General features: G+C 74.1%; 18 protein-coding genes. 5 read left to right on the forward strand and 13 right to left on the reverse strand.

Annotation, left to right across the window (positions count from 1 at the left end):
- Window positions 1–65: 65 nt before the first annotated feature.
- Complete coding sequence (locus AB0O09_RS16205) at window positions 66–896, forward strand: hypothetical protein (RefSeq protein WP_363542333.1); 831 nt, start codon at window positions 66–68, stop codon at window positions 894–896.
- A 60-nt stretch (window positions 897–956) separates the two neighbouring features.
- Here the strand turns inward: AB0O09_RS16205 and AB0O09_RS16210 are convergent, their stop codons facing one another.
- The 4 genes from AB0O09_RS16210 to nrdR all read right to left on the reverse strand — a co-directional run bounded on the left by AB0O09_RS16210 (window position 957) and on the right by nrdR (window position 6,249).
- Window positions 957–1,511 carry a dihydrofolate reductase family protein gene (locus tag AB0O09_RS16210; RefSeq protein WP_363542334.1) on the reverse strand — a complete coding sequence of 185 codons (555 nt, stop codon included), beginning with the start codon at window positions 1,509–1,511 and terminating at the stop codon, window positions 957–959.
- 56 nt (window positions 1,512–1,567) lie between these two features.
- Window positions 1,568–2,506 (reverse strand): sigma-70 family RNA polymerase sigma factor, encoded by a 939-nt coding sequence (locus tag AB0O09_RS16215; RefSeq protein ID WP_363542335.1) that lies wholly within the window; start codon window positions 2,504–2,506, stop codon window positions 1,568–1,570.
- Between the two features lie 168 nt (window positions 2,507–2,674).
- On the reverse strand, window positions 2,675–5,554 hold the full coding sequence (locus AB0O09_RS16220) for a vitamin B12-dependent ribonucleotide reductase (protein WP_363542336.1): 2,880 nt from the start codon (window positions 5,552–5,554) through the stop codon (window positions 2,675–2,677).
- Between the two features lie 194 nt (window positions 5,555–5,748).
- A complete protein-coding gene (nrdR, locus tag AB0O09_RS16225) occupies window positions 5,749–6,249 on the reverse strand; it encodes a transcriptional regulator NrdR (RefSeq protein WP_363542337.1) in 501 nt (166 codons plus the stop codon).
- 394 nt (window positions 6,250–6,643) lie between these two features.
- Between nrdR and lexA the strand changes: the two genes are divergently transcribed.
- Window positions 6,644–7,468 (forward strand): transcriptional repressor LexA, encoded by an 825-nt coding sequence (gene lexA, locus AB0O09_RS16230; RefSeq protein WP_344623225.1) that lies wholly within the window; start codon window positions 6,644–6,646, stop codon window positions 7,466–7,468.
- A 110-nt stretch (window positions 7,469–7,578) separates the two neighbouring features.
- Here lexA and AB0O09_RS16235 read toward each other — a convergent pair whose 3' ends face one another.
- From AB0O09_RS16235 to AB0O09_RS16245, 3 genes are all read right to left on the reverse strand, one after another.
- Complete coding sequence (locus tag AB0O09_RS16235; protein ID WP_363542338.1) at window positions 7,579–9,663, reverse strand: ATP-dependent DNA helicase; 2,085 nt, start codon at window positions 9,661–9,663, stop codon at window positions 7,579–7,581.
- A gap of 132 nt (window positions 9,664–9,795) precedes the next feature.
- Window positions 9,796–11,733, reverse strand: a complete 1,938-nt coding sequence (locus AB0O09_RS16240) for a GNAT family N-acetyltransferase (RefSeq protein WP_363542339.1) — start codon at window positions 11,731–11,733, stop codon at window positions 9,796–9,798.
- The gene (locus AB0O09_RS16245; protein WP_363542340.1) at window positions 11,730–13,619 is read right to left on the reverse strand and encodes an IucA/IucC family protein; all 1,890 of its coding nucleotides are present in this window, start codon (window positions 13,617–13,619) and stop codon (window positions 11,730–11,732) included. Before AB0O09_RS16245 ends, AB0O09_RS16240 begins: the two co-directional genes overlap by 4 nt.
- A 308-nt stretch (window positions 13,620–13,927) precedes the next feature.
- Between AB0O09_RS16245 and AB0O09_RS16250 the strand changes: the two genes are divergently transcribed.
- Window positions 13,928–15,082, forward strand: coding sequence for a hypothetical protein (locus AB0O09_RS16250; protein ID WP_363542341.1), 1,155 nt, complete (start codon window positions 13,928–13,930; stop codon window positions 15,080–15,082).
- Window positions 15,083–15,185: 103 nt separating this feature from the next.
- Window positions 15,186–16,328, forward strand: a complete 1,143-nt coding sequence (locus AB0O09_RS16255) for a hypothetical protein (protein WP_363542342.1) — start codon at window positions 15,186–15,188, stop codon at window positions 16,326–16,328.
- Window positions 16,329–16,398: 70 nt separating this feature from the next.
- Here AB0O09_RS16255 and hflX read toward each other — a convergent pair whose 3' ends face one another.
- From hflX to miaA, 5 genes are all read right to left on the reverse strand, one after another.
- Window positions 16,399–17,901 (reverse strand): GTPase HflX, encoded by a 1,503-nt coding sequence (gene hflX, locus AB0O09_RS16260; RefSeq protein WP_363542343.1) that lies wholly within the window; start codon window positions 17,899–17,901, stop codon window positions 16,399–16,401.
- A 92-nt stretch (window positions 17,902–17,993) separates the two neighbouring features.
- Window positions 17,994–20,402 (reverse strand): HD domain-containing protein, encoded by a 2,409-nt coding sequence (locus AB0O09_RS16265; RefSeq protein WP_363542344.1) that lies wholly within the window; start codon window positions 20,400–20,402, stop codon window positions 17,994–17,996.
- A 323-nt stretch (window positions 20,403–20,725) separates the two neighbouring features.
- Complete coding sequence (dapF, locus tag AB0O09_RS16270) at window positions 20,726–21,628, reverse strand: diaminopimelate epimerase (RefSeq protein WP_363542345.1); 903 nt, start codon at window positions 21,626–21,628, stop codon at window positions 20,726–20,728.
- Between the two features lie 17 nt (window positions 21,629–21,645).
- Entirely contained in the window at window positions 21,646–22,116 is a 471-nt protein-coding gene (locus AB0O09_RS16275; protein ID WP_363542346.1) for a hypothetical protein, read from the reverse strand.
- A gap of 320 nt (window positions 22,117–22,436) precedes the next feature.
- Complete coding sequence (gene miaA, locus AB0O09_RS16280) at window positions 22,437–23,369, reverse strand: tRNA (adenosine(37)-N6)-dimethylallyltransferase MiaA (protein ID WP_363542347.1); 933 nt, start codon at window positions 23,367–23,369, stop codon at window positions 22,437–22,439.
- A 165-nt stretch (window positions 23,370–23,534) separates the two neighbouring features.
- Here miaA and AB0O09_RS16285 point away from each other — a divergent pair, with 165 nt between their 5' ends.
- Window positions 23,535–23,765, forward strand: coding sequence for an antitoxin (locus AB0O09_RS16285; protein WP_344623214.1), 231 nt, complete (start codon window positions 23,535–23,537; stop codon window positions 23,763–23,765).
- 45 nt (window positions 23,766–23,810) lie between these two features.
- On the opposite strand, the gene AB0O09_RS16290 is transcribed toward AB0O09_RS16285, so the two are convergent.
- Entirely contained in the window at window positions 23,811–24,506 is a 696-nt protein-coding gene (locus AB0O09_RS16290; protein ID WP_363542348.1) for a hypothetical protein, read from the reverse strand.
- Between the last annotated feature and the right edge of the window lie 22 nt (window positions 24,507–24,528).

A 24,528-nucleotide genomic window follows, 5' to 3' on the forward strand; every position in this document is an offset into this window, starting at 1 on the left:
GGGGTCCGGCCCCCGGCGCGCGAATCCGCTGGCACCGCGGCCCGTCGGCCGACCAGACTGCGCGGGTGGACTCCCACCCCTCGGCGCCCCACCCCTCGGCACCCCGCCCGCTCGCCCGGCCCGCCCCCGACCCGCGCGCCCGCGACCTCGTCCCCGACTTCGCAGCCATGCAGGACCTGATCGCCGGGCTGGTCCTGCCCGACCGGGCCTCCATGGACGTGATGAGCACGCTGGAGACCGCCCGCGAACTCGTCCGGCACTCCTACCACCGGTACGAGTTCGCCACCGCCGCCGTCACGCACTCCCTCCTCGCCCTGGAGCGCGTCCTCGTCGACCGTCTGGCCACCGAGCGGCCGCTCCGCGAACTGCTCGACCGGGCCGTCCGCGCGGGGCTCGTCACGAGCGACCGCGCCGCCGTGCTCGACCGGGCCCTGCTGCTGCGCGACCGGCTCGCGCGGGGCGCCGCGATCAGCGCCGCCGTCCGCCCGGCCGGGGCCGTCGAACTGCTGCGGGCCGTCTTCGACACCGTCGCCCTGCTCCTCGGACCGCCGCCCACGGCCGGGGCCGCGGTCCCGGACACCGGCGCTGCCGGGTCCGCCGACCGGCTCGCCCTGCTGTGGGAGGAGCACCGGCGCGCGCCCTACCCCGACAGCTTCCGCGGCGTGGACATCGCGGGCGTCGAACTGATCCTCCTGGACGCCGACGTCGCCGGACTCGTCCGGCGCGAGCTGGACGGCGGACTCGACGCCGACCGGACCGCCGTGCTCTGGCGGTACATCACCGAGCTCGACCGGGTGGTCCCGCTGATCGACGAGGCGTACTGCCGCGCCTACTTCGCGAAGCTCCGCACGGTGGCCGCCCTGGCGGCCGCACGGCACCTCCCCCCGGCGACCTGACCGCCCGGGTGCCACCCCGGACCCGCGGCACCGCGGACGGCCGGCCCCCGGCGGCAGGGATCAGCCTGCCCTGCGGTACGTGCTCAGCACGGCGGCGCCGATCCGCCGGACGGACCGGCACTCCAGGTCGGCGTGCGGGCCCTCGGCCGGGAACAGGCGGCGGCCGGTGCCGAGGACGGTGGGGAAGGTCAGCAGCCGGTACTCGTCGACCAGGTCCTCGGCCATCAGCCGGTGCACGACGCTCAGGCTGCCGGTGACGATCACGTCGCGCTGCTCGCGCTTGACGGCGTCGACCAGGTCCCCCTCCAGCAGGCGGGAGTTGGCCCAGGCCGAGGTGTCGGTGAGGGTGCGGGACGCGACGAGCTTCGGCACGGCGTTCAGCCGGACGGCGAACTGGTCGTCGCGGCCCGGCCACAGCCGCGAGAACAGCTGCCAGGTCTCCCGCCCGAACAGCATGACCCCCTCGTCCAGCGTGCTGCCGAGCCGGAACTTGTCCCCGGCGACGGCCTCCCGGCCGAACCGGAAGGCCCAGCCGCCCAGCGGCGTTCCCCCGGACCCGTCCGGGTCGGACACGACCCCGTCCAGGGTGATGAATTCGATGACGACGACGCTCACGGCGGATTCCCTTCGGTGCGGTGTTCACCGGTACGTACCGGCCGCACCGCCCGGACTCATCGCCGCCGCCGGAACTCCTCGGCGGAAATCCGTCGCGGCAGGTCGAACACTTCGAGGACGCGCGGATCCGCGAACACCGCGTTGTGCGCGACCCGGCCGCCGACGACGGTGAGGACCTGCACCGTGTGCAGAAGGAGTCCGCCACCGGGATCCGGCGCATAGGCGGCCAGCGCGGGCTGCCCGTTGGCGGTGAGCCGCCGCATGCCCCAGCCGGTGCCGCGCATCCGGAAGACGCGTTCCAGGAACAGGCCGTAGTCCCGGCTACCCCGGTACCAGAGCGGCACGGGCGGCATCTCCAGGACGGCGTCCTCGGCCAGCAGCCGCACCAGCGCCGCGACGTCGGCCGCCTCGAACGCCCGCACGTAGCGCCGGACCACCGCCCGCACCTCGGGATCGTCCGGTTCCCGGACCTCGCCGGGGTCGCCCACCCCGGCCACGGCCGCGCGGGCCCGCTGCAGCGCGCTGTTCACCGCGGTGACCGTGGTCCCCAACTGTTCGGCGACCTCGGCGGCGGAGAACGCCAGCACCTCGCGCAGGACGAGCACCGCACGCTGGCGGGCGGGCAGGTGCTGCACGGCGGCCACCCACGCGAGCCGCAGGTCGGCCCGCGCCTCGGCGTCGAACCGGGCGTCCGGGAAGGGCTCCAGCCAGGGGATGTCCGGCGCCGGCACGAGCGGCGCCCCCGGATCGTCGCTCGGCACCCCGAGCCCGGACGGCAGCGGCCGCCGCCCGCGCCCCTCCAGCGCCGTCAGGCACACGTTGGTGGCGATCCGGTACAGCCAGGTCCGCACCGAGGCCCGCGCCGGGTCGTAGCGGTCCCGGGCCTTCCAGGCCCGCAGCAGGGTCTCCTGCACCAGGTCCTCGGCCTCGTGGAACGAGCCCGACATCCGGTAGCAGTAGGCCACCAACTCACGCCGGTACGGCTCGAGTTCCATCCGCCCATCATGCCGCACACCCTCCCCGCCGGGGCCGGCGCGGACGGGCGCCACGCGGGGGAACGGCGGAGAGGGTGCCGACCGATGGTCGACACCCTCTCTCACGTGCGGCCCGGCACGCTCAGCGGCAGGTGCTCACCGGCGCGTCGGCGGCGCTTGCGCCCGCCGTCAGCTGCAGCCGCTGGTGGAGCCGCAGCCCTCGCAGAGGTAGCAGCTGCCGGCGCGGCGCATCTTGGTGCCGCAGGAGAAGCAGAGCGGCGCGTCGGCGTTCAGGCCCAGCTGGATCTCCACCAGTTCGGTGGAGTTGTGGGCCTGGGCCGGGGCGGCCTGCGGCTTCGCCGGGGCGGGCTGCTCGGCGGTCCTGGGGGCGGCGAGCGGCGCGGACTGGGCGAGGCCCTCGACGTCCACCTCCTCCTCGACGGGCTCGTAGGAGCCGGTCTCCAGGTGGCGGGTGCGCTCCTCGACGGAGTGGATGCCGAGCGCGGAGCGGGTCTCGAACGGCAGGAAGTCCAGCGCCAGACGGCGGAAGATGTAGTCGACGATCGACTGCGCCATCCGCACGTCCGGGTCGTCCGTCAGACCGGCCGGCTCGAAGCGCATGTTGGTGAACTTCGAGACGTAGGTCTCCAGCGGCACGCCGTACTGCAGGCCGACCGAGACGGCGATGGAGAAGGCGTCCATCATGCCCGCGAGGGTCGAACCCTGCTTGGACATCTTCAGGAAGACCTCGCCCAGGCCGTCGTCCGGGTAGGAGTTGGCCGTCATGTAGCCCTCGGCACCGCCGACCGTGAAGGAGGTGGTGATGCCCGGGCGGCCCTTCGGGAGGCGCTTGCGGACGGGGCGGTACTCGACGACCTTCTCGACCGCGGCGGGCGCCTCGGCGGCCTTCTCCTCGACGGCCGGGGTCTTGGTCTTGGCCGAGAGCGGCTGGCCGACCTTGCAGTTGTCGCGGTAGATGGCGAGCGCCTTCACACCGAGCTTCCACGCCTGGAAGTAGATCTCCTCGACGTCCTCGACCGAGGCGTTCTCGGGCATGTTGACCGTCTTGGAGATGGCGCCGGAGATCCACGGCTGGATCGCCGACATCATCCGGACGTGGCCCATCGGCGAGATGGACCGCTCGCCCATCGCGCAGTCGAAGACCTCGTAGTGGGCGGTCTTCAGGCCGGGGGCGTCGATCACGTTGCCGTGCTCGGCGATGTGGGCGACGACCGCCTCGACCTGCTCGTCCTGGTAGCCGAGGCGCTTCAGGGCGCGCGGCACGGTGCCGTTGACGATCTGCATCGAGCCGCCGCCGACGAGCTTCTTGAACTTGACCAGCGCGAGGTCCGGCTCGACGCCGGTGGTGTCGCAGTCCATCATCAGGCCGATGGTGCCGGTCGGGGCGAGCACGGAGGCCTGCGCGTTGCGGAAGCCGTTGGCCGCACCGAGGCGGACGACGTCGCCCCAGGTCTCGGTGGCGGCGGCCCACACCGGGGCGTCCAGGTCGTCGACCGCGACGGCGGCGGCGTTGGCGTCCGCGTGCTGCTGCATGACCCGGCGGTGGGCGGCAGCGTTGCGGGCGTAGCCCTCGTACGGGCCGACCACGCCGGCGAGTTCGGCGCCGCGCCGGTAGGCGGTGCCGGTCATCAGCGAGGTGATGGCGCCGGCCAGGGCGCGGCCGCCCTCGGAGTCGTACGCGTGGCCGGTGGCCATCAGCAGGGCGCCGAGGTTGGCGTAGCCGATGCCGAGCTGGCGGAAGGCGCGGGTGGTCTCGCCGATCTTCTCGGTCGGGAAGTCCGCGAAGCAGATGGAGATGTCCATCGCGGTGATGACCAGCTCGACGACCTTGGCGAAGGTCCCGGCGTCGAACGAGTCGTCGTCGCGGAGGAACTTCATCAGGTTGAGCGAGGCGAGGTTGCAGCTGGAGTTGTCCAGGTGCATGTACTCGGAGCAGGGGTTGGACGCGTTGATGCGGCCGGACTCCGGGCAGGTGTGCCAGTGGTTGATGGTCGAGTCGTACTGGATGCCCGGGTCGGCGCAGGCCCAGGCGGCCTCGGCCATCTTGCGGAACAGCTTCTTGGCGTCGACGGTCTCGATGACCTCGCCGGTCATCCGGGCGCGCAGGCCGAAGGTGGTGCCGTTCTCGACCGCGGCCATGAACTCGTCGGAGACGCGGACGGAGTTGTTGGCGTTCTGGTACTGGACGGAGGTGATGTCGTCGCCGCCCAGGTCCATGTCGAACCCGGCGTCGCGCAGGGCGCGGATCTTCTCCTCCTCCTTCACCTTGGTCTCGATGAAGGCCTCGACGTCCGGGTGGTCGACGTCCAGGACGACCATCTTCGCGGCGCGGCGGGTGGCGCCGCCCGACTTGATGGTGCCGGCGGAGGCGTCGGCGCCGCGCATGAAGGAGACCGGGCCGGAGGCGTTGCCGCCGGAGGAGAGGAGTTCCTTGGAGGAACGGATGCGGGAGAGGTTGAGGCCGGCGCCGGAGCCGCCCTTGAAGATCATGCCCTCTTCCTTGTACCAGTCGAGGATCGACTCCATGGAGTCGTCGACGGCCAGGATGAAGCAGGCGGAGACCTGCTGGGGCTGCTTGGTGCCGACGTTGAACCAGACCGGCGAGTTGAAGCTGAACACCTGGTGGAGGAGGGCGTGGGTCAGCTCGTGCTCGAAGGTCTCGGCGTCGTCCGGGGTGGCGAAGTAGCCGTGCTTCTCGCCGGCGGCGCGGTAGGTGAGCACCACGCGGTCGATGATCTGCTTGAGGCTCCACTCGCGCTGCGGGGTGCCGACGGCGCCGCGGAAGTACTTCGAGGTCACGATGTTGACCGCGTTGACCGACCAGAAGTCGGGGAACTCGACGCCGCGCTGCTCGAAGTTGATCGAGCCGTCACGCCAGTTGGTCATGACGACGTCGCGGCGCTCCCAGGTCACCTCGTCGTAGGGGTGGACGCCAGGAGTGGTGTAGATGCGCCCGATCCGCAGGCCGCCCTCGGGGGCCTTGCCGGCCGCCTTGGTCGCCTTGCCGGACTTCGACCCGCGTGCGGAACCGCTCGTCGTGTCAGTCACTTCTTCTTCCTCCTCCTGGGCAAACGCCCTGGACGCCCCGATGCTTCCGGCGTGCGGGACATCCGGTGGTTCGCTTCTCCTGGTGTGCGGGCAGCACGGAACGCCGACCGCTTTCGCACGTTGTGTTGTGTTCTGCACCCGTCGAGCGGGCATGCGCCGACCGCGGACGGTCGGAGCGGTGGCCTGCCGCGGCCCTAGGGCGCGGCGGCGGCGTGGGAGGACAGCGCGGCGCCGTCCTCCGGGACGAAGGGCCGCTCGGCGCGGAGCTCCGCGATGGCGGCCTCGAAGTCCTCCAGGCCGTCGAAGGCCCGGTAGACCGACGCGAACCTCAGGTACGCGACGACGTCGAGCTCCTTGAGCGGGCCCAGTATGGCCAGACCGACGTCATGGGTGGACAGCTCGGCACTGCCGGAGGCGCGCACGCACTCCTCGACCCGCTGGCCCAGCTGGGCGAGCGCGTCCTCGCTGACCGGCCGGCCCTGGCAGGCCTTGCGGACGCCGGAGATCACCTTCTCGCGGGAGAAGGGCTCGGTGACGCCGCTGCGCTTGATCACCATCAGGGTCGCGGTCTCCACCGTGGTGAAACGGCGGCCGCAGTCGGGGCACTGGCGGCGGCGGCGGATGGAACTGCCGTCGTCGCTGGCCCTGCTGTCCACGACCCGGCTGTCGGGATGCCGGCAGAAGGGGCAGTGCACCTGAGGACTCCCTCCCGAAGGGCATGACAGCGGACCGGGCCACTCTACGCGATGAGCGGGGGTCCACAGCAAGCTCGACCACAACCTGTGGGCCCGACCGGTGAGACTGGCACAAGATCTAGCGCTCGGGGGTCGCGCCACGCCGAACGGATCCGGTTCGTCCGCAGTGCCTGCGCCGCCGTTCGAGCGGCGTGTTCCGCGGACCGGGTCGAAATCTCCGGGGCCGGTGAAATAGACTGCCGGAGTCGAACATTTAATCGATGTACACCCAAAGCCTTGATCGCGTCAGCAGACTGCTAAATAATTCACTCGAACGTGTGTTTGGCGCAACCTTTCGATAGGGGCACCAGTTGAGCAGGGCAAGGGAGAAACGCCTGTCCAATGAGGGGCCGCGATGAACACCGTAGAACTCAAGAGCAACTCCATCCCGGTGCAGGAGCGCTCCGCGCGCACCACGGACCAGCAAGGCGTGGACCACAGCATGAGCCGTAGCCAGCCGATCGAGCACGCCGCCGTGCAGGACACCGTGCTCGGCGCGCCCGCCCCCACCCGCTCCCTGCCCGGCCGCCCGCCCGGGATCCGCACCGACGAGGCCGGCCTGACGGAGCGCCAGCGCCGGGTCATCGAGGTCATCCGGGACTCCGTCCAGCGCCGGGGCTACCCGCCGTCCATGCGCGAGATCGGCCAGGCCGTCGGCCTCTCCTCCACCTCCTCCGTCGCCCACCAGCTGATGGCCCTGGAGCGCAAGGGCTTCCTCCGCCGCGACCCGCACCGCCCGCGCGCCTACGAGGTCCGCGGCGTCGAGGTCGCCCGCCCGAACACCGCCGAGACGGCCGGCCGCCCCTCGACCTCCTACGTGCCGCTGGTCGGCCGGATCGCCGCCGGCGGCCCGATCCTCGCCGAGCAGACGGTCGAGGACGTCTTCCCGCTGCCGCGTCAGCTGGTCGGCGAGGGCGAGCTCTTCGCGCTCACCGTCCGCGGCGACTCGATGATCGAGGCGGCCATCTGCGACGGCGACTGGGTCACCGTCCGCCGGCAGCCGGTCGCCGAGAACGGCGACATCGTCGCCGCCATGATCGACGGCGAGGCCACCGTCAAGCGCCTCAAGCGCGAGGACGGCAAGATCTGGCTGATGCCGCACAACCCCGCGTACGACCCGATCCCGGGCGACAACGCGACCATCCTCGGCAAGGTCGTCGCCGTGCTGCGGCGCCTCTGACGGGCAGACGCGCGGGGGCGCGGAGAACTGCGCGGGGCTCACGGCCCGCGTGGCTCCCCGCGCCCCCTTCTGTCCGTCCGGCACCTTCGCGGGCCGTCGCCGCCGGGCTCCTACTTCACCGGCTTCACCGGCGGGGCCGAGGCGTCGATCGCCGCCAGCGAGCGGCGGACCTGGTTGCGGTCGTTGGTGTACCAGAAGTCCGGCATCGACGAGCGGAAGAAGCCGCCGTACCGGGCGGTGGCCAGGCGCGGGTCGAGCACCGCCACCACACCCCGGTCGTCCGCCGCACGGACCAGCCGGCCCGCCCCCTGCGCCATCAGCAGTGCCGCATGGGTCGCCGCGACCGCCATGAAGCCGTTCCCGCCGGCCTCCTCGACCGCCTTCTGCCGGGCGCTCATCAGCGGGTCGTCCGGCCGCGGGAAGGGGATGCGGTCCATGACGACCAGCTGGCAGGCCGAACCGGGCACGTCCACGCCCTGCCAGAGCGACAGGGTGCCGAACAGGCAGGACTCGGCGTCCGAGGCGAACGCCTTGATCAGCTCGCCGAGCGTCTCCTCGCCCTGCAGCAGGATGCGGTTGTCCAGCCGCTCGCGCAGCGCCTCGGCCGCGGCCTGGGCGGCCCGCATCGAGGAGAACAGGCCGAGCGTCCGCCCGCCGGCTGCGCCGATCAGCTCGGCGAGTTCGTCCAGCATCGCCGGCCGGTCCGGCTCGCGGCCGGGCGGCGGCAGGTGCTTGGCGACGTAGAGGATGCCCTGCTTGGGGTAGGTGAACGGCGAGCCGACGTCGAGGCCGCGCCAGGACGGCGGGGCGTCCTCGCCGCCGTCGGGCTCCGGCTCGTCCGGCGTCCGCTCGTCGGGCAGCCGCCCCTCCGCCGGCAGGCCGACCGAGGCGGCGACGCCGTTGAAGTCGCCGCCCAGCTTGAGGGTCGCCGAGGTGAGCACCACCGAGCGGTCCCGGTAGAGGTTCTCCCGGAGCAGGCCGGAGACGGAGAGCGGGGCGACCCGCAGCGAGGCCGTGCCGGCCCCGAAGCGGTCGCTGCGCTCGATCCACACCACGTCGTAGGCGGAGTCCTGGAGCAGCCGGTCGGTCGTCTCGTGCAGCGACTCGGCGGAGGCCATGGCCTGCTTGCGCACCGCGTCCTCGTCGGAGAGCGAGCGGTCCCGCGTCTCGCCGAGCGAGGTGATGACCTGGCGGGCGGCGTCCCGGATCGCGGTGACGGCGTAGGCGAGGTACTCGGGCAGCTCCTCGACCCGGCCGGGCTGCGCGGTTTCCATCAGCCCGTGGTAGTTCTCGGCGGCGGCCTGGAGGGCGTCCACCGCCTTCTCGTTGGCGAGCTTGGCGGCCCGCCGGACGGCCCGGTTCACCGCGTGCACGGTGAGCTCGGCGGTGGCGGCGCCGGTCACCCGGTTCACCAGCTCGTGCGCCTCGTCGATGATCAGCAGCCCGTGCTCGGGCAGCACCGGGGCACCCTCGATGGCGTCGATCGCCAGCATCGCGTGGTTGGTGACGACGACGTCCGCCACCTTGGCCCGCTCGCGCGCGGCCTCGGCGAAGCACTCCTGGCCGTACGGGCACCTGGAGGCGCCGAGGCACTCGGAGGAGCTGACGGAGAGCTGGGCCCAGGCCTTGTCGGAGACGCCCGGCGAGAGGTCGTCCCGGTCTCCGGTCTCCGTCTCGTCCGCCCAGTCGCGCAGCCGCACGACGTCCTGGCCGAGCTTGCTGCTCGGGCCGCCGAGCACCTCGGCGGCGTCGAACAGGCCTTCGCCCTCGTCCGCCGGGGTGCCCTCGTGCACCCGGTGCAGGCACAGGTAGTTGGAGCGGCCCTTGAGCATCGCGAAGAGCGGGCGGCGGCGCAGCACGGGGTGCAGGGCGTCGACCGTCCGCGGCAGGTCGCGTTCGACGAGCTGGCGCTGCAGGGCGAGGGTGGCGGTGGCGACCACGACGCGGTCGCCGTGGGCGAGGGCGGGCACCAGGTAGGCGAGGGACTTTCCGGTGCCGGTGCCGGCCTGGACGAGGAGGTGTTCGCCCTCGTCGACCGCGTCCGCGACGGCCTCGGCCATCCTGACCTGGCCGGGGCGCTCGACGCCGCCGACCGCGGTGACGGCGGCGTGCAGCAGCTCGGGGATGCGGGAGCGCGGTACGGGGGCCGGCGTGTCGTCGCCCGGCAGGGGCAGGGGTGCGGAGTCGTTCGTCATGACGCCGCCCACCTTATTGCGCGCCGCCGACAATCGGTGCGCGCCGAGGCGGGCGGGCTCGGCCCGCCCGCCGGGCCGGGCGCCCCGTGCGCCCCGGCCCGGCGGGCCGCCCCGGCGGGCCGGCGGGGGTGCTCAGGCGCCGCCCGGCGGGGCGAAGCTGGTCCAGGCGGTGCGGGCGGGCAGCGGGTGGAGCTCCTTGCCGGCGACGGCGTTGAGGATGACGGCGGCGCGGTGGGCGCCGAGGCCCAGGTCGGGGGTGCCCACGCCGTGGGTGTGCAGCTCGGCGTTCTGCACGTAGAGGCCGCCGGTGAGTTCGGGCCGGGTGGCGACGCGGTGGTCCAGGTCGACGCGGTAGCGGCCCCGCTCGTCCCAGTCGATGAGGGCGGCGATCGGGTCGAGGGCGTCCGGGCGGGTGGCGCGGTAGCCGGTGGCGAGCACCACGGCGTCGGTGCGCAGGACGTGGTCGGCGCCGGAGTCGGTGTGCCGGCAGTGGAGTTCGAGGCCGCCGCAGGGCCCGCTGCGGGCGGCGGTGACGGCCGTGCCCGGGACGATCTCGACCGGGTCGCCGCCGGGCGGGCGGCCGACGGAGCGCTCGTACAGCAGGTCGTGGATCTCGGCGAGGGTCTCGGCGCTGGCGGCCTTGTGGAGCTGCCACTGGGCGGGCACCAGGTCGTCGCGGACCTCGCGCGGGAGGCTGTGGAAGTAGCGGGTGTAGTCGGGGGTGAAGTGCTCCAGGCCGAGCTTGGAGTACTCCATGGGGGCGAGGGCGCGGGTGCGGCTCAGCCAGCGCAGCCGGGTGCCGTCGTCGGCGCGGCGGCGCAGCAGGTCGAGGAAGACCTCGGCGCCGGACTGGCCGGAGCCGAGGACGGTGATGTCGCGGGCGCCGTCGAGGCTGTCACGGCGTTGCAGGTAGTCGGCGGAGTGCCAGACCCGGGGGTGGCCGGCGAGGTCGGCGAAGGCGGCCGGCCGGTGCGGGCGGGTGCCGACGCCGAGGACGACGTTGCGGGCGCGGATCTCCTCGCCGCCGGCCTCGGCGCGGAACAGCCGCTCGGCGGTGTCCCAGCGCAGGGCGGTGACGGGGGCGCCGAAGCGGCAGTTGGGCAGCCGGTGGGCGACCCAGCGGCAGTAGTGGGCGTACTCGCGGCGGGAGAGCTGGAAGCGCTCGGCGAAGTAGAAGGGGTAGAGGCGTTCCTGGTGCCGCAGGTAGTTGAGGAAGCTCCAGGGGCTGGTGGGGTCGACCAGGGAGACCAGGTCGGCGAGGAAGGGCACCTGCATCCGGGCGCCCTCGACGAGCATGCCGGGGTGCCAGCGGTACTCGGGCTCGGCCTCGCAGAAGAGCGCGGAGACGGCGTCGGCGGCGCCGTGGGCGAGGGCGGCGAGGGAGAGGTTGAAGGGGCCGATGCCGACGCCGAGCAGGCCGTACGGTTCGCCGCCGTCGCGGGGGGCGGGGAGCGGGCGGGGGCCGGGCCGGGAACGGACCATCAGTGCGGCGCGCTTGTCGGGGAGTTCGAGTTCGCCGGCCTGCCGGAAGCCGGCCCGTTCGAGGGAGCGGCGGCAGGCGGTGTTGCGGAGGTCGGGTTCGGCGAGCACCCGGTGGCAGTCGGGGCGGCGGGCGAGGACGTGGTCGGCGAGGGCGGCGAGCAGGACGGCGCCGAGGCCGCGGCCGCGGGCCGCGGGCGGGCCGAGCAGCAGGTGGAGGCCGGTGTCGTGGGGGCGCGCCGGGTAGTGGGCGGCGATCGGGTCGAGGTCGGCCCGGTAGATCTCCCAGTAGCTCATCGGGGTGCCGTCGAGCAGGCCGAGGCAGGGCAGGCTGCGGCCGTCGCCGTCGAGTTGGGCGCGCAGGTGCCGCTCGGTGCGGTCGGGCGGCCCGGCGAGCTGCCACCAGGTGTCGACGGCGGGGTCGTTCATCCAGCCGGCGATCAGCGGGAGGTCGTCGGGCAGCCGGACGGGGCGGAGCCGGAACTCGCCGGCGGGGGTGGCGATCGGGCCGTGGTCGGCGACGCCGTCCGGTGGGGTGGGGCGCTCCCCCGGTGCCGGAGCCGCCGGGGCCGGGGCGGTGGCCGGGGTCATGCGGCGGCCACCGGGTTGGGGATGTCGACGTAGACGGACTGCGTCTCGACCGGGCCGACGAGTTCGTCGAGGCCGTGCAGCCGGGTGAGCAGGTTGGCCTTGCAGCGCAGGGTGGCGGCGGTGAGCAGGTGGGCGGGCAGGCCCGAGCCGGTGGCGGCGGCGCGCGGGCCGGCGAGGAAGCGGCGCAGGGCGGCGAGCAGCACCTCCTCGTCGGCGAGCCGCTGGGCGCCGAGGGCGCCGATCAGGCCGAGGACGTGGTTGATGCCGAGGTAGTAGGCGAAGCGCTCGTCGGCGACCCGGTCGGGGACGAAGGTGTCGCTGGTGCTGCCGAGGCCGGGCAGCCGGGCGGTGAGCCGTTCGGCGGCGGAGTCGCGGTAGTAGTAGCCCTGGTTGTCGCGGTAGCGGCCGCCGACGGGCCAGCCGTCCCGGTCGAGCAGGACGAGGCTGTTCTGCTGGTGCGCCTCCAGGGCGATGCCGGCGGTGCCGTCGAGCCAGAGGACGGGCAGGACGACGGCGTCGAGGTAGCGCAGGAACCATTCGGCGGCGACGGTGCCCGGGCGGCGGCCGGTGCGGTCGGCGAGGGCCGCGAGGAGGCGGCCGAGGTGCGAGTCGAGCCGCTGCCCGGCGGGGTGCTCGGCGAGCAGGCCGGCGAGGCAGTAGACGCGGTCGGCGGGGCCGAACGGCTGCTGGCGCAGCACGGTGGACAGCCCGTCGGGGTCGGTGAGGCCGGGGTGGTCGACGCCGATCCAGGCGGGGTCGCGGACGATGTCGAAGCCGGGGTGGGCGGCCCGCCACTCGGCGGCGAGGCCGGCTTCGAGCAGGCGGTGGACCTCGGTGCCGCGGTGGAGTTCCTTGCGGAGGTTCTCGCGGCGGGAGTTGGTGATCCGCAGGCCGAGCGAGAGCTTGAGCATCCAGGGGGTGCCGGGGCGGGTGACGGTGCGGACGGAGGAGGTGGGGTGCCAGGGGTCGCCGTGCGGGCCCAGGTCGTGCAGCAGGCCCTGGTCGAGCAGGGCGGCGACGGCGGGGCGCAGCGCGAGTTCGCGGGCCTGCCAGGGGTGGAGCGGCAGGGCGGCGGTGCCGGGCGGCAGGAGGTGGGGGGCGGCGAGGAGCCGTTCGGTGATCCGGTCGGCGCTCTCCGCGGTGGCGGAGTCGGCGGCGAGCAGGGTGCGGTCGACGGCGTACCAGTGGAGGCGGAAGGAGCCGTGGAGTTCGGGCGAGTAGGCGCGGCTCTCGGCGGGGCCGAGGCCGTCGCGGCTCTTGGGGGTGGGGTGCAGGGGGTGGCCGAGCAGCAGGGCCTGTTCGGAGCGGAGGAAGGGGGTGTGGCCGGCGGGGTCGGCGGCGGTGCGGCGGTGGGCGAGGATCTCGGTGGTGCGGGCGACGGAGTCGGCGACCCGGGCGGCGAGGTCGGCGATCCGGCCGGGGTCGGTGTGCCGGCCGTCGCCGTCGGCGGTGCGGGCGAGCAGGGCGGTGGCGGTGACGGCGTCGACGGGTGCGGCGGGGCCGCCGGGCCCGGTGCCGACGGTGGCGGGGCCGAAGCGGTGGCGGCCGCACGGCGACCAGTAGCGGACGGGGGCGCCGAGCCGGGCGGCGCCGCCGAGGACGGGGGCGTCGAGGCGTCCGGCGGCGTCGGGCCGGGTGCCGGTCTCGCGGGCCCAGCAGCGCAGGACGGCTTCGGTGGTGGCGTGTTCCGCGGCGGTGGCGGGGTCGGGGTGGAGCAGCGGGTCGTCCGTCCCGGGGTGGTCCGTCCCGGGGTGGTCCGGCGGGTCGGGAAGGGCGCCGGGAAGGGGATCGTGCAGGGGGTCGTCGTCGGGGGTGCGGCGTGCTCGGGGGGCAGCTGGTCCGGGCGGTGCGGCGGGGGTCGGGGCTCCGGTGAGGGCGGTGCTCAAGGCTGCTCCTTGGGTGCGCGCCGTCGGCCGGCGCGGGGTCGAACGGGTGCGGTGGGGGAACGGCACCCGGAAGGCGACAGGTAAGGGTTACCTTCCTGGGGCGCCCGACCACAAAAGCTCCTCACTCGTTGTGGTGAAACGGAGCCGTTTGCTCACCCGTGGGGGTGGTGTGTGCTGACGGTGCGTCCGGGTCACGGTTCGGTGACCTCTTGTCAACCGGCGTGCACCCCGGCGACGTCGGCCGTGCCGGTGATGGCAGACTTCACCGGCGGCGATTCGGCCGCAGCGACGTCAGGGGGGACGTAGCCATGGCACACATCGGACGGGCGGGGCCGCTCGCGACACTCGCCGCGGCACTGCTGCTCACCGTCGCGGCCTGCACTCCGGAGGGCGGGGGCACGCCGGAGCCGTCGGGCAGCGCCGCCTCGGCACGGGCGGGCCGGCTGAAGCTGCCGACCGACCTGCCCTCGGGGCTGCTGGCCGGGCTCCCGCGGAGCTGGGACGAGCTGCGCCACTGGACGTACGCGGACTGGGACAGGTGGGCGTCCGCGCACGTCTTCCGCAACCCGGTGGTGCGGGACCTGTGGAATCCGGACCGGATGGACGCCGCCGCCCCGCAGCAGCCGGCACCGCCCACGGTGTCGCCCACCGCGCCGCCGCCCGGGGACGGGAGCGCCGAGCCCGATCCGACACCGGTCCCGGCCGTTCCGGTGGAGCGCCCGTACACCCGGTACCCGGCCTCCGGGAAGGTGTTCAGCAACGCGCCGGGCGGCGGCATCGGCCAGTGCTCGGCGACGGTGGTCGCCGATCCGTCGCACCCGGGGAAGTCCAACCTGGTCTGGACGGCCGCGCACTGCGTCCACCAGGGCAAGGGCGGCGACTGGTTCAAGAACATCATCTTCGTGCCGGCCTACAACAGTTCGGGCGCGGCGAGCGGCGGCCGCAGGGCTCCGCTCGCCGAGGTGGCGCCGCTCGGCCAGTGGTGGGCCGACAAGGTGGTGACCTCGCCGCTGTGGCCGGCCGAGGGCGGGCACAGCGGGGACGCCGCCAACCAGTACGACTTCGCGGTGCTGCGGGTGCACGACCCGCAGGACCCCTCGAAGTCGCTGGAGGAGGCGATCGGCACCGCCGTGCCGGTGTGGTTCGACGCACCGCGCGAGCAGCTGCGGATCTCCGCCTGGGGCTATCCGGCGGTCAAGCCGTTCAACGGCCAGGAGTTGGACCGGTGCGACGGCGGCCGGCCCACCCGGCTGTCCTTCGACGCGGCCCGCCCGGCGATGCTCACCATCGGCTGCACCATGACCGCCGGTGCCAGCGGCGGCGGCTGGTTCGCCCCGATGCCGGACGGCCGGACCGCCCTGGTCAGCAACACCTCGATCGGCACCGGCGCCCACACCACCCTGAGCGGCCCCTACCTGGAGAAGGTCGCCCAGCAGGCACTGGCCTGGATCTCCCAGAAGTAGACCCGCCCGACCGACAGACACGCACCGACGCGGCCGGCGGCCCCGGGGCACTCCCCCGGTGCTGCCGACCGCCGGAACATCGACACAGCAGACGGGGACAGACATGCCTTCCACCTTCCGCAGGACCGCAGCCGCCGCCGCGGCGGCCGCCGTGCTCACCCTCACCGCGACCGCCTGCGACCCGGAGGCCGGCGGCGGCGCCGACGCGGCCGCGCCGGCCTCGGCCTCGGCCTCGGGCGCCGCCAAGCCCGGTCTCGACCTGACCGAGGCGCTGAAGAACCTGAAGAACTGGACCACGGACGACTGGGCGAAGTGGGCCGGTGCGCACGGCTTCACCGCGGAGAAGCTCAAGGGCTTCTGGGACCGGGCCCGGATGGACAAGGCGCAGGGCATGGAGACGCAGGACGCCGCCCTGCAGTCCGAGAAGACCGCTCCGGAGAACGACCCGCAGCCGCCGGCGAAGATCCCCGCCAAGGCGCAGCCGCACCCGTACTCCCCGGCCTCCGCGGTGCTGGGCAAGATCTTCATGCAGGTGGACGCGCAGACCAGCGCGGTCTGCTCCGGCACGGTGATCAGCGACCCGGCGCACCCCGGCAAGTCCAACCTGGTGTGGACGGCCGCGCACTGCCTGCACGAGGGCAAGGGCGGCACCTGGTTCAAGAAGATGGCGTTCGTGCCCTCGTACAACCGCTCCGGCGCCGCGTCGAAGGGCCGCGAGGCGACCTTCGAGCAGGTCGCGCCGTACGGTGCCTGGACGGCCGACTACGCGGTGGTCTCCCCGCAGTGGGCGGAGGAGGGCGGCGAGCGCGGCGGACCCGCCAGCCAGTACGACTTCGGCATCCTCCGGGTGCACAACGAGGACTCCTCCGACGGCCGTTCGCTGGAGGAGGCGGTCGGCAGCTCGGTGCCGGTGTGGTTCGACGCGCCGCGCGCCCAGATCGCCGGGGTCTCCGCGTACGGCTACCCGCAGGGGGCGCCCTTCGACGGCCGGGAGCTGGAGTTCTGCGACTCGCGGGTGAAGCCGGCCCGGCTCTCCTTCGACGCCGAGCGGCCGACGATGTACGTGATCGGCTGCACCATGACGGGCGGTTCCAGCGGCGGCGGCTGGTTCGTGCTGCGCAACGGCAAGCCGTCGCTGATCAGCAACAACTCGATCGGCCCGCGTCCGGCGGCCTGGATGGCCGGCCCGGCGCTCGGCGCGCAGGCGAAGGCGATGTTCGACTACATGAGCACCCTGAAGCGGTGACCTGGGAACGGCGCGGGCCCCGCACCCCACCGAGGGGTGCGGGGCCCGCGGCGTTCGCGGTGCGCCGTCGTCAGGCCTGGGCCACCACGGCGAAGCGCTCCAGCTCGGCGGCCAGCACGGCCGCCACCTTGGCGTGCAGCAGGGTGCCGTCGCCGGTGTGCTCGGTGGAGATCAGCTCGCCCTCCGCGTGCACCCGGGAGACCAGGTCGCCGCGGGTGTACGGGACCAGCACCTGCACCTCGACGGCCGGGCGGGGCAGCTCGTCGTCGATGAGCTGCAGCAGCTCGTCGATGCCCTGGCCGCTGCGGGCCGACACCACGATGGCGTGCGGCTCGCGGCGCAGCAGGCGCTGCAGCACCGCCGGGTCGGCGGCGTCGGCCTTGTTGATCACCACGATCTCGGGCACGTCCTGTGCCTCGACCGAGACGATCACCTCGCGGACGGCGGCGAGCTGGGTCTCCGGCTCGGGGTGCGAGCCGTCGACCACGTGCAGGATGAGGTCGGCGGCGGCGACCTCCTCCATGGTGGAGCGGAACGCCTCGACCAGGTGGTGCGGCAGGTGGCGGACGAAGCCGACGGTGTCGGCGAGCGTGTACAGCCGGCCGCTCGGGGTCTGGGCGCGCCGGACGGTCGGGTCCAGGGTGGCGAACAGGGCGTTCTCCACCAGGACGCCGGCCCCGGTCAGCCGGTTGAGCAGGGAGGACTTGCCGGCGTTGGTGTAGCCGGCGATGGCCACGGACGGCACCTGGTGGCGCTTGCGCTCCTGGCGCTTGGTGTCGCGGCCCTTCTTCATGTCGGCGATCTCCTTGCGGAGCTTCGCCATCTTCTCGCGGATCCGGCGCCGGTCGGTCTCGATCTTGGTCTCACCGGGACCACGGGTGGCCATGCCGCCGCCCGAGGAGCCGGAGCCACCGCCACCCATCTGCCGGGAGAGCGACTGGCCCCAGCCGCGCAGGCGCGGCAGCATGTACTGCATCTGCGCCAGGGAGACCTGGGCCTTGCCCTCGCGGGACTTGGCGTGCTGGGCGAAGATGTCGAGGATCAGGGCCGTCCGGTCGACGACCTTCACCTTGACGACGTCCTCGAGGTGGATCAGCTGGCCGGGGGTGAGCTCACCGTCGCAGACGACGGTGTCGGCGCCGGTGGAGGCGACGATGTCGCGCAGCTCCTGCGCCTTGCCGGAGCCGATGTAGGTGGCCGCGTCGGGCTTGTCACGGCGCTGGATCACACCGTCCAGCACCTCGGAGCCGGCCGTCTCGGCGAGCGCGGCCAGCTCGGCCAGCGAGTTCTCGGCCTCTTCGACCGTGCCGTCCGTCCACACGCCGACGAGCACCACGCGCTCCAGGCGGAGCTGGCGGTACTCGACTTCGGTGACGTCCTGGAGCTCGGTCGACAGGCCGGCCACGCGGCGCAGGGCCGCGCGCTCGGAGCGGTCGTACTGTTCCCCGTCGTAGTGGTCGAGGTCCTCGTCGATCGCCGCGAGGTCCTCGTCCATCAGGGCACCGGCCCTGAGGTCGGCGAGCCGGCGGGCGGACTCGCGCGTCTGGGTGCGGCTGTCGAACGTGGAGGTCATCTCATCCTTTGCGGTGTCGGGAGGCCGGCGCAGACGGACTGCGTCGAGGAGTCTGCCCGGCTGCCGCCCCTTCTACCGTCGGGCGGGACGAGCTACCCCTGCGGACCGCCGGCGGCACCGGAGCTACTGCCTCCGGAGAACGCCGCGGACCGGCCGTGCATTCCCCACGATGGTCGCACGGCCCCGTCCGCCGGGTCACCCCCATTTCGCCCCGCGGCCACCTCGGCGGCACCGTCCGGCGGGTCGGCGGCGGGGCCGACGGCGGCGTCCTCGCGGGGCGCGCCGGCCCGGTAGACGTCGTACACGCCGGGGACGCGCAGCATCGCGCGCATCACCGCGGGCAGCGTCTCGGCGCCGGGCAGTTCGATCGTGTAGCTGTGCCGGACCCGCAGGTCGCGGGGGGCCTCGACGTCGGCGGAGAAGATGCCGACGCCCTCGCCGGAGATGGCGGCGGTGAGGTCGGCCAGCAGCCGCGGGCGGTTCAGCGCCTCGGCCTGCAGGGCGACCCGGTAGCCGTTCGGCGGTGCGGCGCCGGGGACCCAGGTCAGCCGGAGCGGACCGCGGCCGTCCTCGCGCATCCGCTCGCCGACCGGGCAGCCGGTGCGGTGGACGGCGACGGCGCCGCCGCGGATCGGGTAGCCGGTGACCGCGTCCGGGGGTACGGGGGTGCAGCAGCGGGCGAGCCGGACGGGTGTGTCGGGACGGCCGGCCACGGTGACCGGGGCGCGGCCGCGGGCGCCCGCCGGGGGGTGCGGCAGTGGTTGGGGCACCGGTCTGCCGTCGGCGGGTCCGGTCTCCACCTCCGGCGCGGCGGCCGGGCGGCCGGCCAGCCAGCGTTCGACGGCGAGGCGGGCGGCGGGGGTGCGCACGTGCTCCAGCCAGTCGGCGGAGGGGCCCGGCGGTTCGCCGGTCGGGGCGGTCAGCACGGCCACCATGTCGCCGTCGCGCAGCACGGTGGAGAGGGTGGCGAGCCGGCCGTTGACCCGGGCGCCGATACATCGGTGGCCGGTCTCCTCGCCGAGCAGGTAGGCGGCGTCCACGCAGCTGGCGCCGACCGGGAGGTGGAGGGTGTCGCCCTCCTCGGTGACGACGGTGATCTCGCCGTCGTCGGCGAGGGTGTCCCGCAGCGTCGTCCAGAAGGCGTCCGGATCCGGCGTCTCCTGCTGCCAGGCGAGCAGCCGGCTGAGCCAGCCGGGTCTCGCGGGGTCGGTGCGGTCGAGTTCGTCGCCGCCGGCCGGGGCACCGCCCGCGGCCGAGGTGCCCGTCCCGGCCGGGGTGCCCGTCCCGGCCGGCGCCGCGGCGGCCGCCCGGTCGGCCGGCTGGTGCGGGTCGCCGAGCGCGACCACGCCGAACTCGGCCACCCGGTGCATCTGCCGGGTGCGGACCAGCACCTCGGCCACCTCGCCACCGGGCAGCTGCACCGCGGTGTGCAGCGACTGGTAGAGGTTGAACTTGGGGGCCGCCACGAAGTCCTTGAACTCACCGGGCAGCGGTGTCCAGCAGGTGTGGAGCTCGCCGAGGACGGCGTAGCAGTCCGCGTTCTCCTCGACGACGACCAGCAGCCGTCCGAAGTCCGCCGGCTGCAGGGCCTGCGGCCGGCCGTCCGGGCCGGCCGCGGCCGCCCGCTTGAGCATCACCCGGTGCACCGACACGCAGTGCCGGGGGCGGACGGTGACCTCGGCGGGCACCCCGGCCTCGGCGAGCTGGCGGGCGAGCGTCCCGGCGAAGGGCTGCAGCAGTCCGTCCGGCCGGGCCTCGTGCGCGGCGACCACGGCGCGCGTCCGGGCGTACTCCTCCGGGTGGAGGGTGGCGAAGACGATGTCCTCCAGCTCGGTCTTGAGCACCTGGATGCCGAGGCGCTCGGCGAGCGGGATGAGGACGTCCCGGGTGACCTTGGCGATCCGTACCCGGCTGGCGGGCTTCATGTGCCGGATGGTGCGCATGTTGTGCAGCCGGTCGGCGAGCTTGATGACCATCACCCGGACGTCGTCGCCGGTGGCGACGAGCATCTTGCGGAAGGTCTCCGCCTCGGCGGCGACGCCGAAGTCCACCTTCTCCAACTTGGTGACGCCGTCGACCAGGTAGGCCACCTCGGGCCCGAAGTCGGCGGCCACCTGATCGAGCGTCACCTCGGTGTCCTCGACCGTGTCGTGCAGCAGCGAGGCGACCAACGTGGTGGTCTCGGCGCCGAGTTGGGCGAGGATCATGGTGACGGCGAGCGGGTGGGTGATGTACGGCTCGCCGCTCTTGCGGGTCTGGCCGCGGTGGCCCTCCTCGGCGAGCCGGTAGGCCCGTGCGAGCAGGGCGAGGTCGGCCTGCGGATGGTGGCGGCGGTGCGCCTGCACGATCGGCTCGATGGCGTCCGGAACGGGGGCGCGGCCGGTGGCCAGCAGGGCGGCGCGGCCCGCCCGGGTCAGCGCGCTGCGGCTCAGCCGGCCGAGCGGGCGCCTGGACGCGGCGCCGGGCTGAGCGGTCTCGATCGGTCCTGCTTCGATGGCCATCCGCACCTCCGGCAGCGATCACCGGAGCGGGCTCCCGACCCGGTGGTCCATGCTACCGAGGACAGCACGATCCGCGACGCAATGCTCCCGGTCCGTGACCAGGATCACCCGATCGGGCGGATTCGCCCACGACCGGAACGGGAAAACACCGCGCTCCGGCCGGAGCTGACGGACCGCCGGACACCTCCGCATGCGGACGGCCCCGCGGACGCCCGCCGGCGGCCCGCCGGTGTGGAGCCGACGGGCCGTCGGGCGGGGAGGGCGGAAAAAAGGGCGGATGGGCGGATGGGCGGGGCGGGTGGACGACGGGCCGGGGCCGCGGATCAGGCAGGCAGGCAGGCCAGCCAGGCCGGGTCCAGGGTGCCGGAGGCGACGATCTCGGCGGGGCCGGTCATCTCCACCCGGCCGTCCGGGAACTCCTCGATCACCAGTCGGCCGCCGGGCAGGTCCACGGTGTAGCTGACGGCCTCGCCGGTGACGGCCGGGTCGATCCCGTCGCGGCGCGCGGCGGCGACGGCCACCGCGCAGGCGCCGGTGCCGCAGGAGCGGGTCTCGCCGGAGCCGCGCTCGTGCACCCGCATCGCCACGTGCCGCGGGCCCCGGTCGACCACGAACTCCACGTTCACGCCGTCCGGGTAGACCCCCTCGGGGGCGGTGCGCGGCGCGGTGTACAGGTGCCCGGCATCGTCCAGGCTGTCGACGAAGGCGACCGCGTGCGGGTTGCCCATGTTGACGTTGCGGGCGGGCCAGACCCTGTCGTCCACCGCGACCTCGATGCCGTCCGGGCCGGGGAGCAGCGCGCGGCCCATGTCGACGGTGACCTCGCCGGGCGCGCCGCCGGCGGCGGCCGCGGCGACCCGGACCCGCCGGACGCCGGCCCGGGTGGCGACCGCGAGCGCGCCGGGCTCCGCCAGGCCCGCCTGCACCAGGTAGTGGGCGAAGACCCGCACGCCGTTGCCGCACATCTCGGCGATCGAGCCGTCGGAGTTGCGGTAGTCCATGAACCACTCGGCCTCGCCGGCCAGGTGGGCGGCGGCCGGGTCGGCGGCGGAACGCACCACCCGCAGCAGACCGTCGCCGCCGATGCCCGCGCGGCGGTCGCACAGCCGGGCGACCGCGACGGGGCCGAGGTCGAGGCGGCCGTCCGGGTCGGGGACGATCACGAAGTCGTTCTGGGTGCCGTGGCCCTTGAGGAAGGGGAGGCCGGTTCCGGTGGGTGCGCTCACAGGGCCGATGGTACTGATCAGCCGCGCAGGTGGACGACCCGCCAGAGGGCCAGCGCCACGGCCGCGCCCGCGATCAGGGTGTAGGCCATGATCGCCCGCCAGCTCGCACGGGTGCCGCTGCCGCGCCGGGGCAGGCCCGGCCACTTGTAGCCGGCCCGCCGGGCGGCCATCGCGCCCCAGCCGCCGGAGGCCGCGGTGAGCAGCAGGCCGAGCATGCCGATCATCGAGGAGGCTGCGTCGCCGGAGAAGGCCAGCGGGAAGGCGAACATCAGGGAGCCGAAGGTGGCCATCAGCACGATCGGCAGCAGTTGCCACCAGCGCAGTCGGCGGCGCGGCCGGATCTCCCGCTCGTGCACGACGCCGGGGGCGGCGAGGTCCTCGATGGCGGGCAGTGCGATCGCGTAGGACGTGGGGACCACGAGCTCGGGCAGCACCTGCTCGGTGCCCTGCCTGAGCTCCTCGGTTTCGGGGCCGGTACCCGTCGACACGCGGCCTCCCCTGACGGATCGACACGAGTTCACGGACTCGTGAACGGAGGAGCCGGCCCGCGTAGACCGACCCCCGGTACTGACGATGATGGCATGTCCAAGGTTGCCGACAGGGCGTCGTACCGGGTCTCCGGGTGATCCGTGGCCATGACGTGATCCGGCTGTAACCGCCGGTTCGTCGTGCACCTGCCGTTGCGTGCGCAGCTGCACGAACGACATGGCCGGAAAGCGCCCCCGCGGCCTCCGGGGCCGCGCCGGGCGTCCTCGGGGAGCACCCCCGGAGGGTACTCCCCCGGGGCGGGCCGCGGACGGGCCGCGGGTCAGGCGCCGATCAGCTCCAGCGAGCGCGCCAGCAGCTCGACGGGGTCGGCGCCGGCCGGGCGGTCCAGCCAGTGGATGCGGTCGTCGCGGCGGAACCAGGACTCCTGGCGGCGGGCGAACCGCCGGGTGGCGCGGACGGTCTCGGCGCGGGCCTCGTCCTCGGTGCACTCGCCGGCGAAGAAGGCCAGCACCTGTTGGTAGCCCAGCGCCCGGGAGGCCGTCCGCCCCTCGCGCAGCCCGGCCTTCTCCAACTCCCGCACCTCGTCGAGGAGTCCGGCCTGCCACATGCGGTCGACCCGCAGCTCGATCCGCTCGTCCAGCTCGGGTCGGGGCACCCGGACGCCGATCTGCACGGTGTCGTAGACGGCGGTGTGGCCGGGCAGGTTGGCGGTGAACGGCCGCCCGGTGATCTCGATGACCTCCAGCGCCCGGACGATCCGCCGGCCGTTGCCGGTCAGGATCGCCTCGGCGGCCGCCGGGTCCAGCGCGGCGAGTCGGCGATGCAGCGCCCCGGGGCCGTTTTCGGCCAGCTCGGCCTCCAGTCGGGCGCGTACGGACGGATCAGTGCCGGGGAACTCCATCTCGTCCACGGCCGCCCGCACGTACAGGCCGGAGCCGCCGACGAGGACGGGGGTGCGGCCGGCCGCGAGCAGCCGGTCGATCTCGGCGCGCGCGAGACGCTGGTACTCGGCGACGCTGGCCGCCTCGGTGACGTCCCAGATGTCCAGCAGGTGGTGCGGGACGCCGCCGCGCTCCTCCTCGGTGAGCTTGGCGGTGCCGATGTCCATGCCCCGGTAGAGCTGCATCGAGTCGGTGTTGACCACCTCGCCGCCGAGGGCCGTGGCGATCGCCACGGCGAGGTCCGACTTGCCGGCTGCGGTGGCGCCGACGACGGAGACGACGCGGGAGGGGACGGGGCTGGAGCTGCTCACCCGCCCAGTCTCCCAAACCCTGCGGCGGAGTTCGCACCCCCGTATCGTTTTGTCCGATTACGCCCGGTTTGCCGGGGAGAACAACCGGGCACATCCGAGCGTTGGAGGAAATGGGACGCCGGCCCGCCGGGTCCGGCCCTCCCCCACCGGACGAGGAGACCAGCCATGGGACTGAAGGACAGCCTCAAGGTCAAGGCCGACGAGCTCAAGGTCAAGGCGAGCGAACTCACCGGCCGGCACGAGGAGAAGATCGACGACGTCGTCGACAAGACCGGCCAGGCGGTCGACAAGGCGACCAAGCACAAGTACCACGAGAAGATCGAGCACGGCACGGCCAAGGCGAAGCACATGGTCAACGACTTCGCGACCAAGCCGGACGCGGGCAAGACCTCCTGACCGCGGCGCCCCGCGGGGCGGAACCCGCGCGGCCGGGGCCTGGGCTCAGCGCCAGGAGGCCACGAGGTAGCCCACGCCGTACGGGGCCTCGTCGTGGAGCAGCCGGCCGCCCAGGCCCGCGCCCTCCGCGGCGCCGGCCAGCACCTGCCAGGGTGCCCACCCGTCGGCCTGCAGCTCGGCCGAGAGCTGCGGGTCGAGGGCGGCCAGCGCGGCGGTGTCGGCCGCGGCCAGCGCGGCGGCGGCCGCCGCGTCGTAGGCCTCGGAGCGTTCGTCCCAGTAGCCCGGGGCCTTCACCGAGCGGCAGGCGCTGCCGCCGCCCAGCACCAGCAGGCCGACCCGGTCCGCGAGGTCGGCCAGGCCCTTGCCGAGGCCGGCCAGGCGGTCCGGGGCGGTGTCGGGGCGGACGGCGCAGGCGTGCGCGGGCAGCGCGGCGCCGGCCTCGGCGAGCAGCCAGGCGCCGACGGTCAGCGAGGGCGCGAGCTCGGGGCCGGACACGCCGGCGGGCAGCCGCACCGCGAGGTCCACCCCGTAGCGGCGGAACGACCCGGCTCCGCCCTCCGTCCAGACCTCCGCCTTCGGGCCCGTCCCGACCAGGACGATCAGCTCGGCCCCGGAGTCGAGCAGTTCCCCCACGGCCTCCGCGCAGGCGGCCCGCAGCCCGTCGAGCTCGGGCGCGGCACCGGCCGCCACCTCCGGAACGATCAACGGCGGACAGGGGCACACGGCGGCGGCAACCAGCATGCCGATCACTCTAGTCGGCACG

Origin of the sequence: Kitasatospora sp. NPDC093679 (genome assembly GCF_040683455.1) — a bacterium.
Lineage (GTDB): Bacteria > Actinomycetota > Actinomycetes > Streptomycetales > Streptomycetaceae > Kitasatospora > Kitasatospora arboriphila.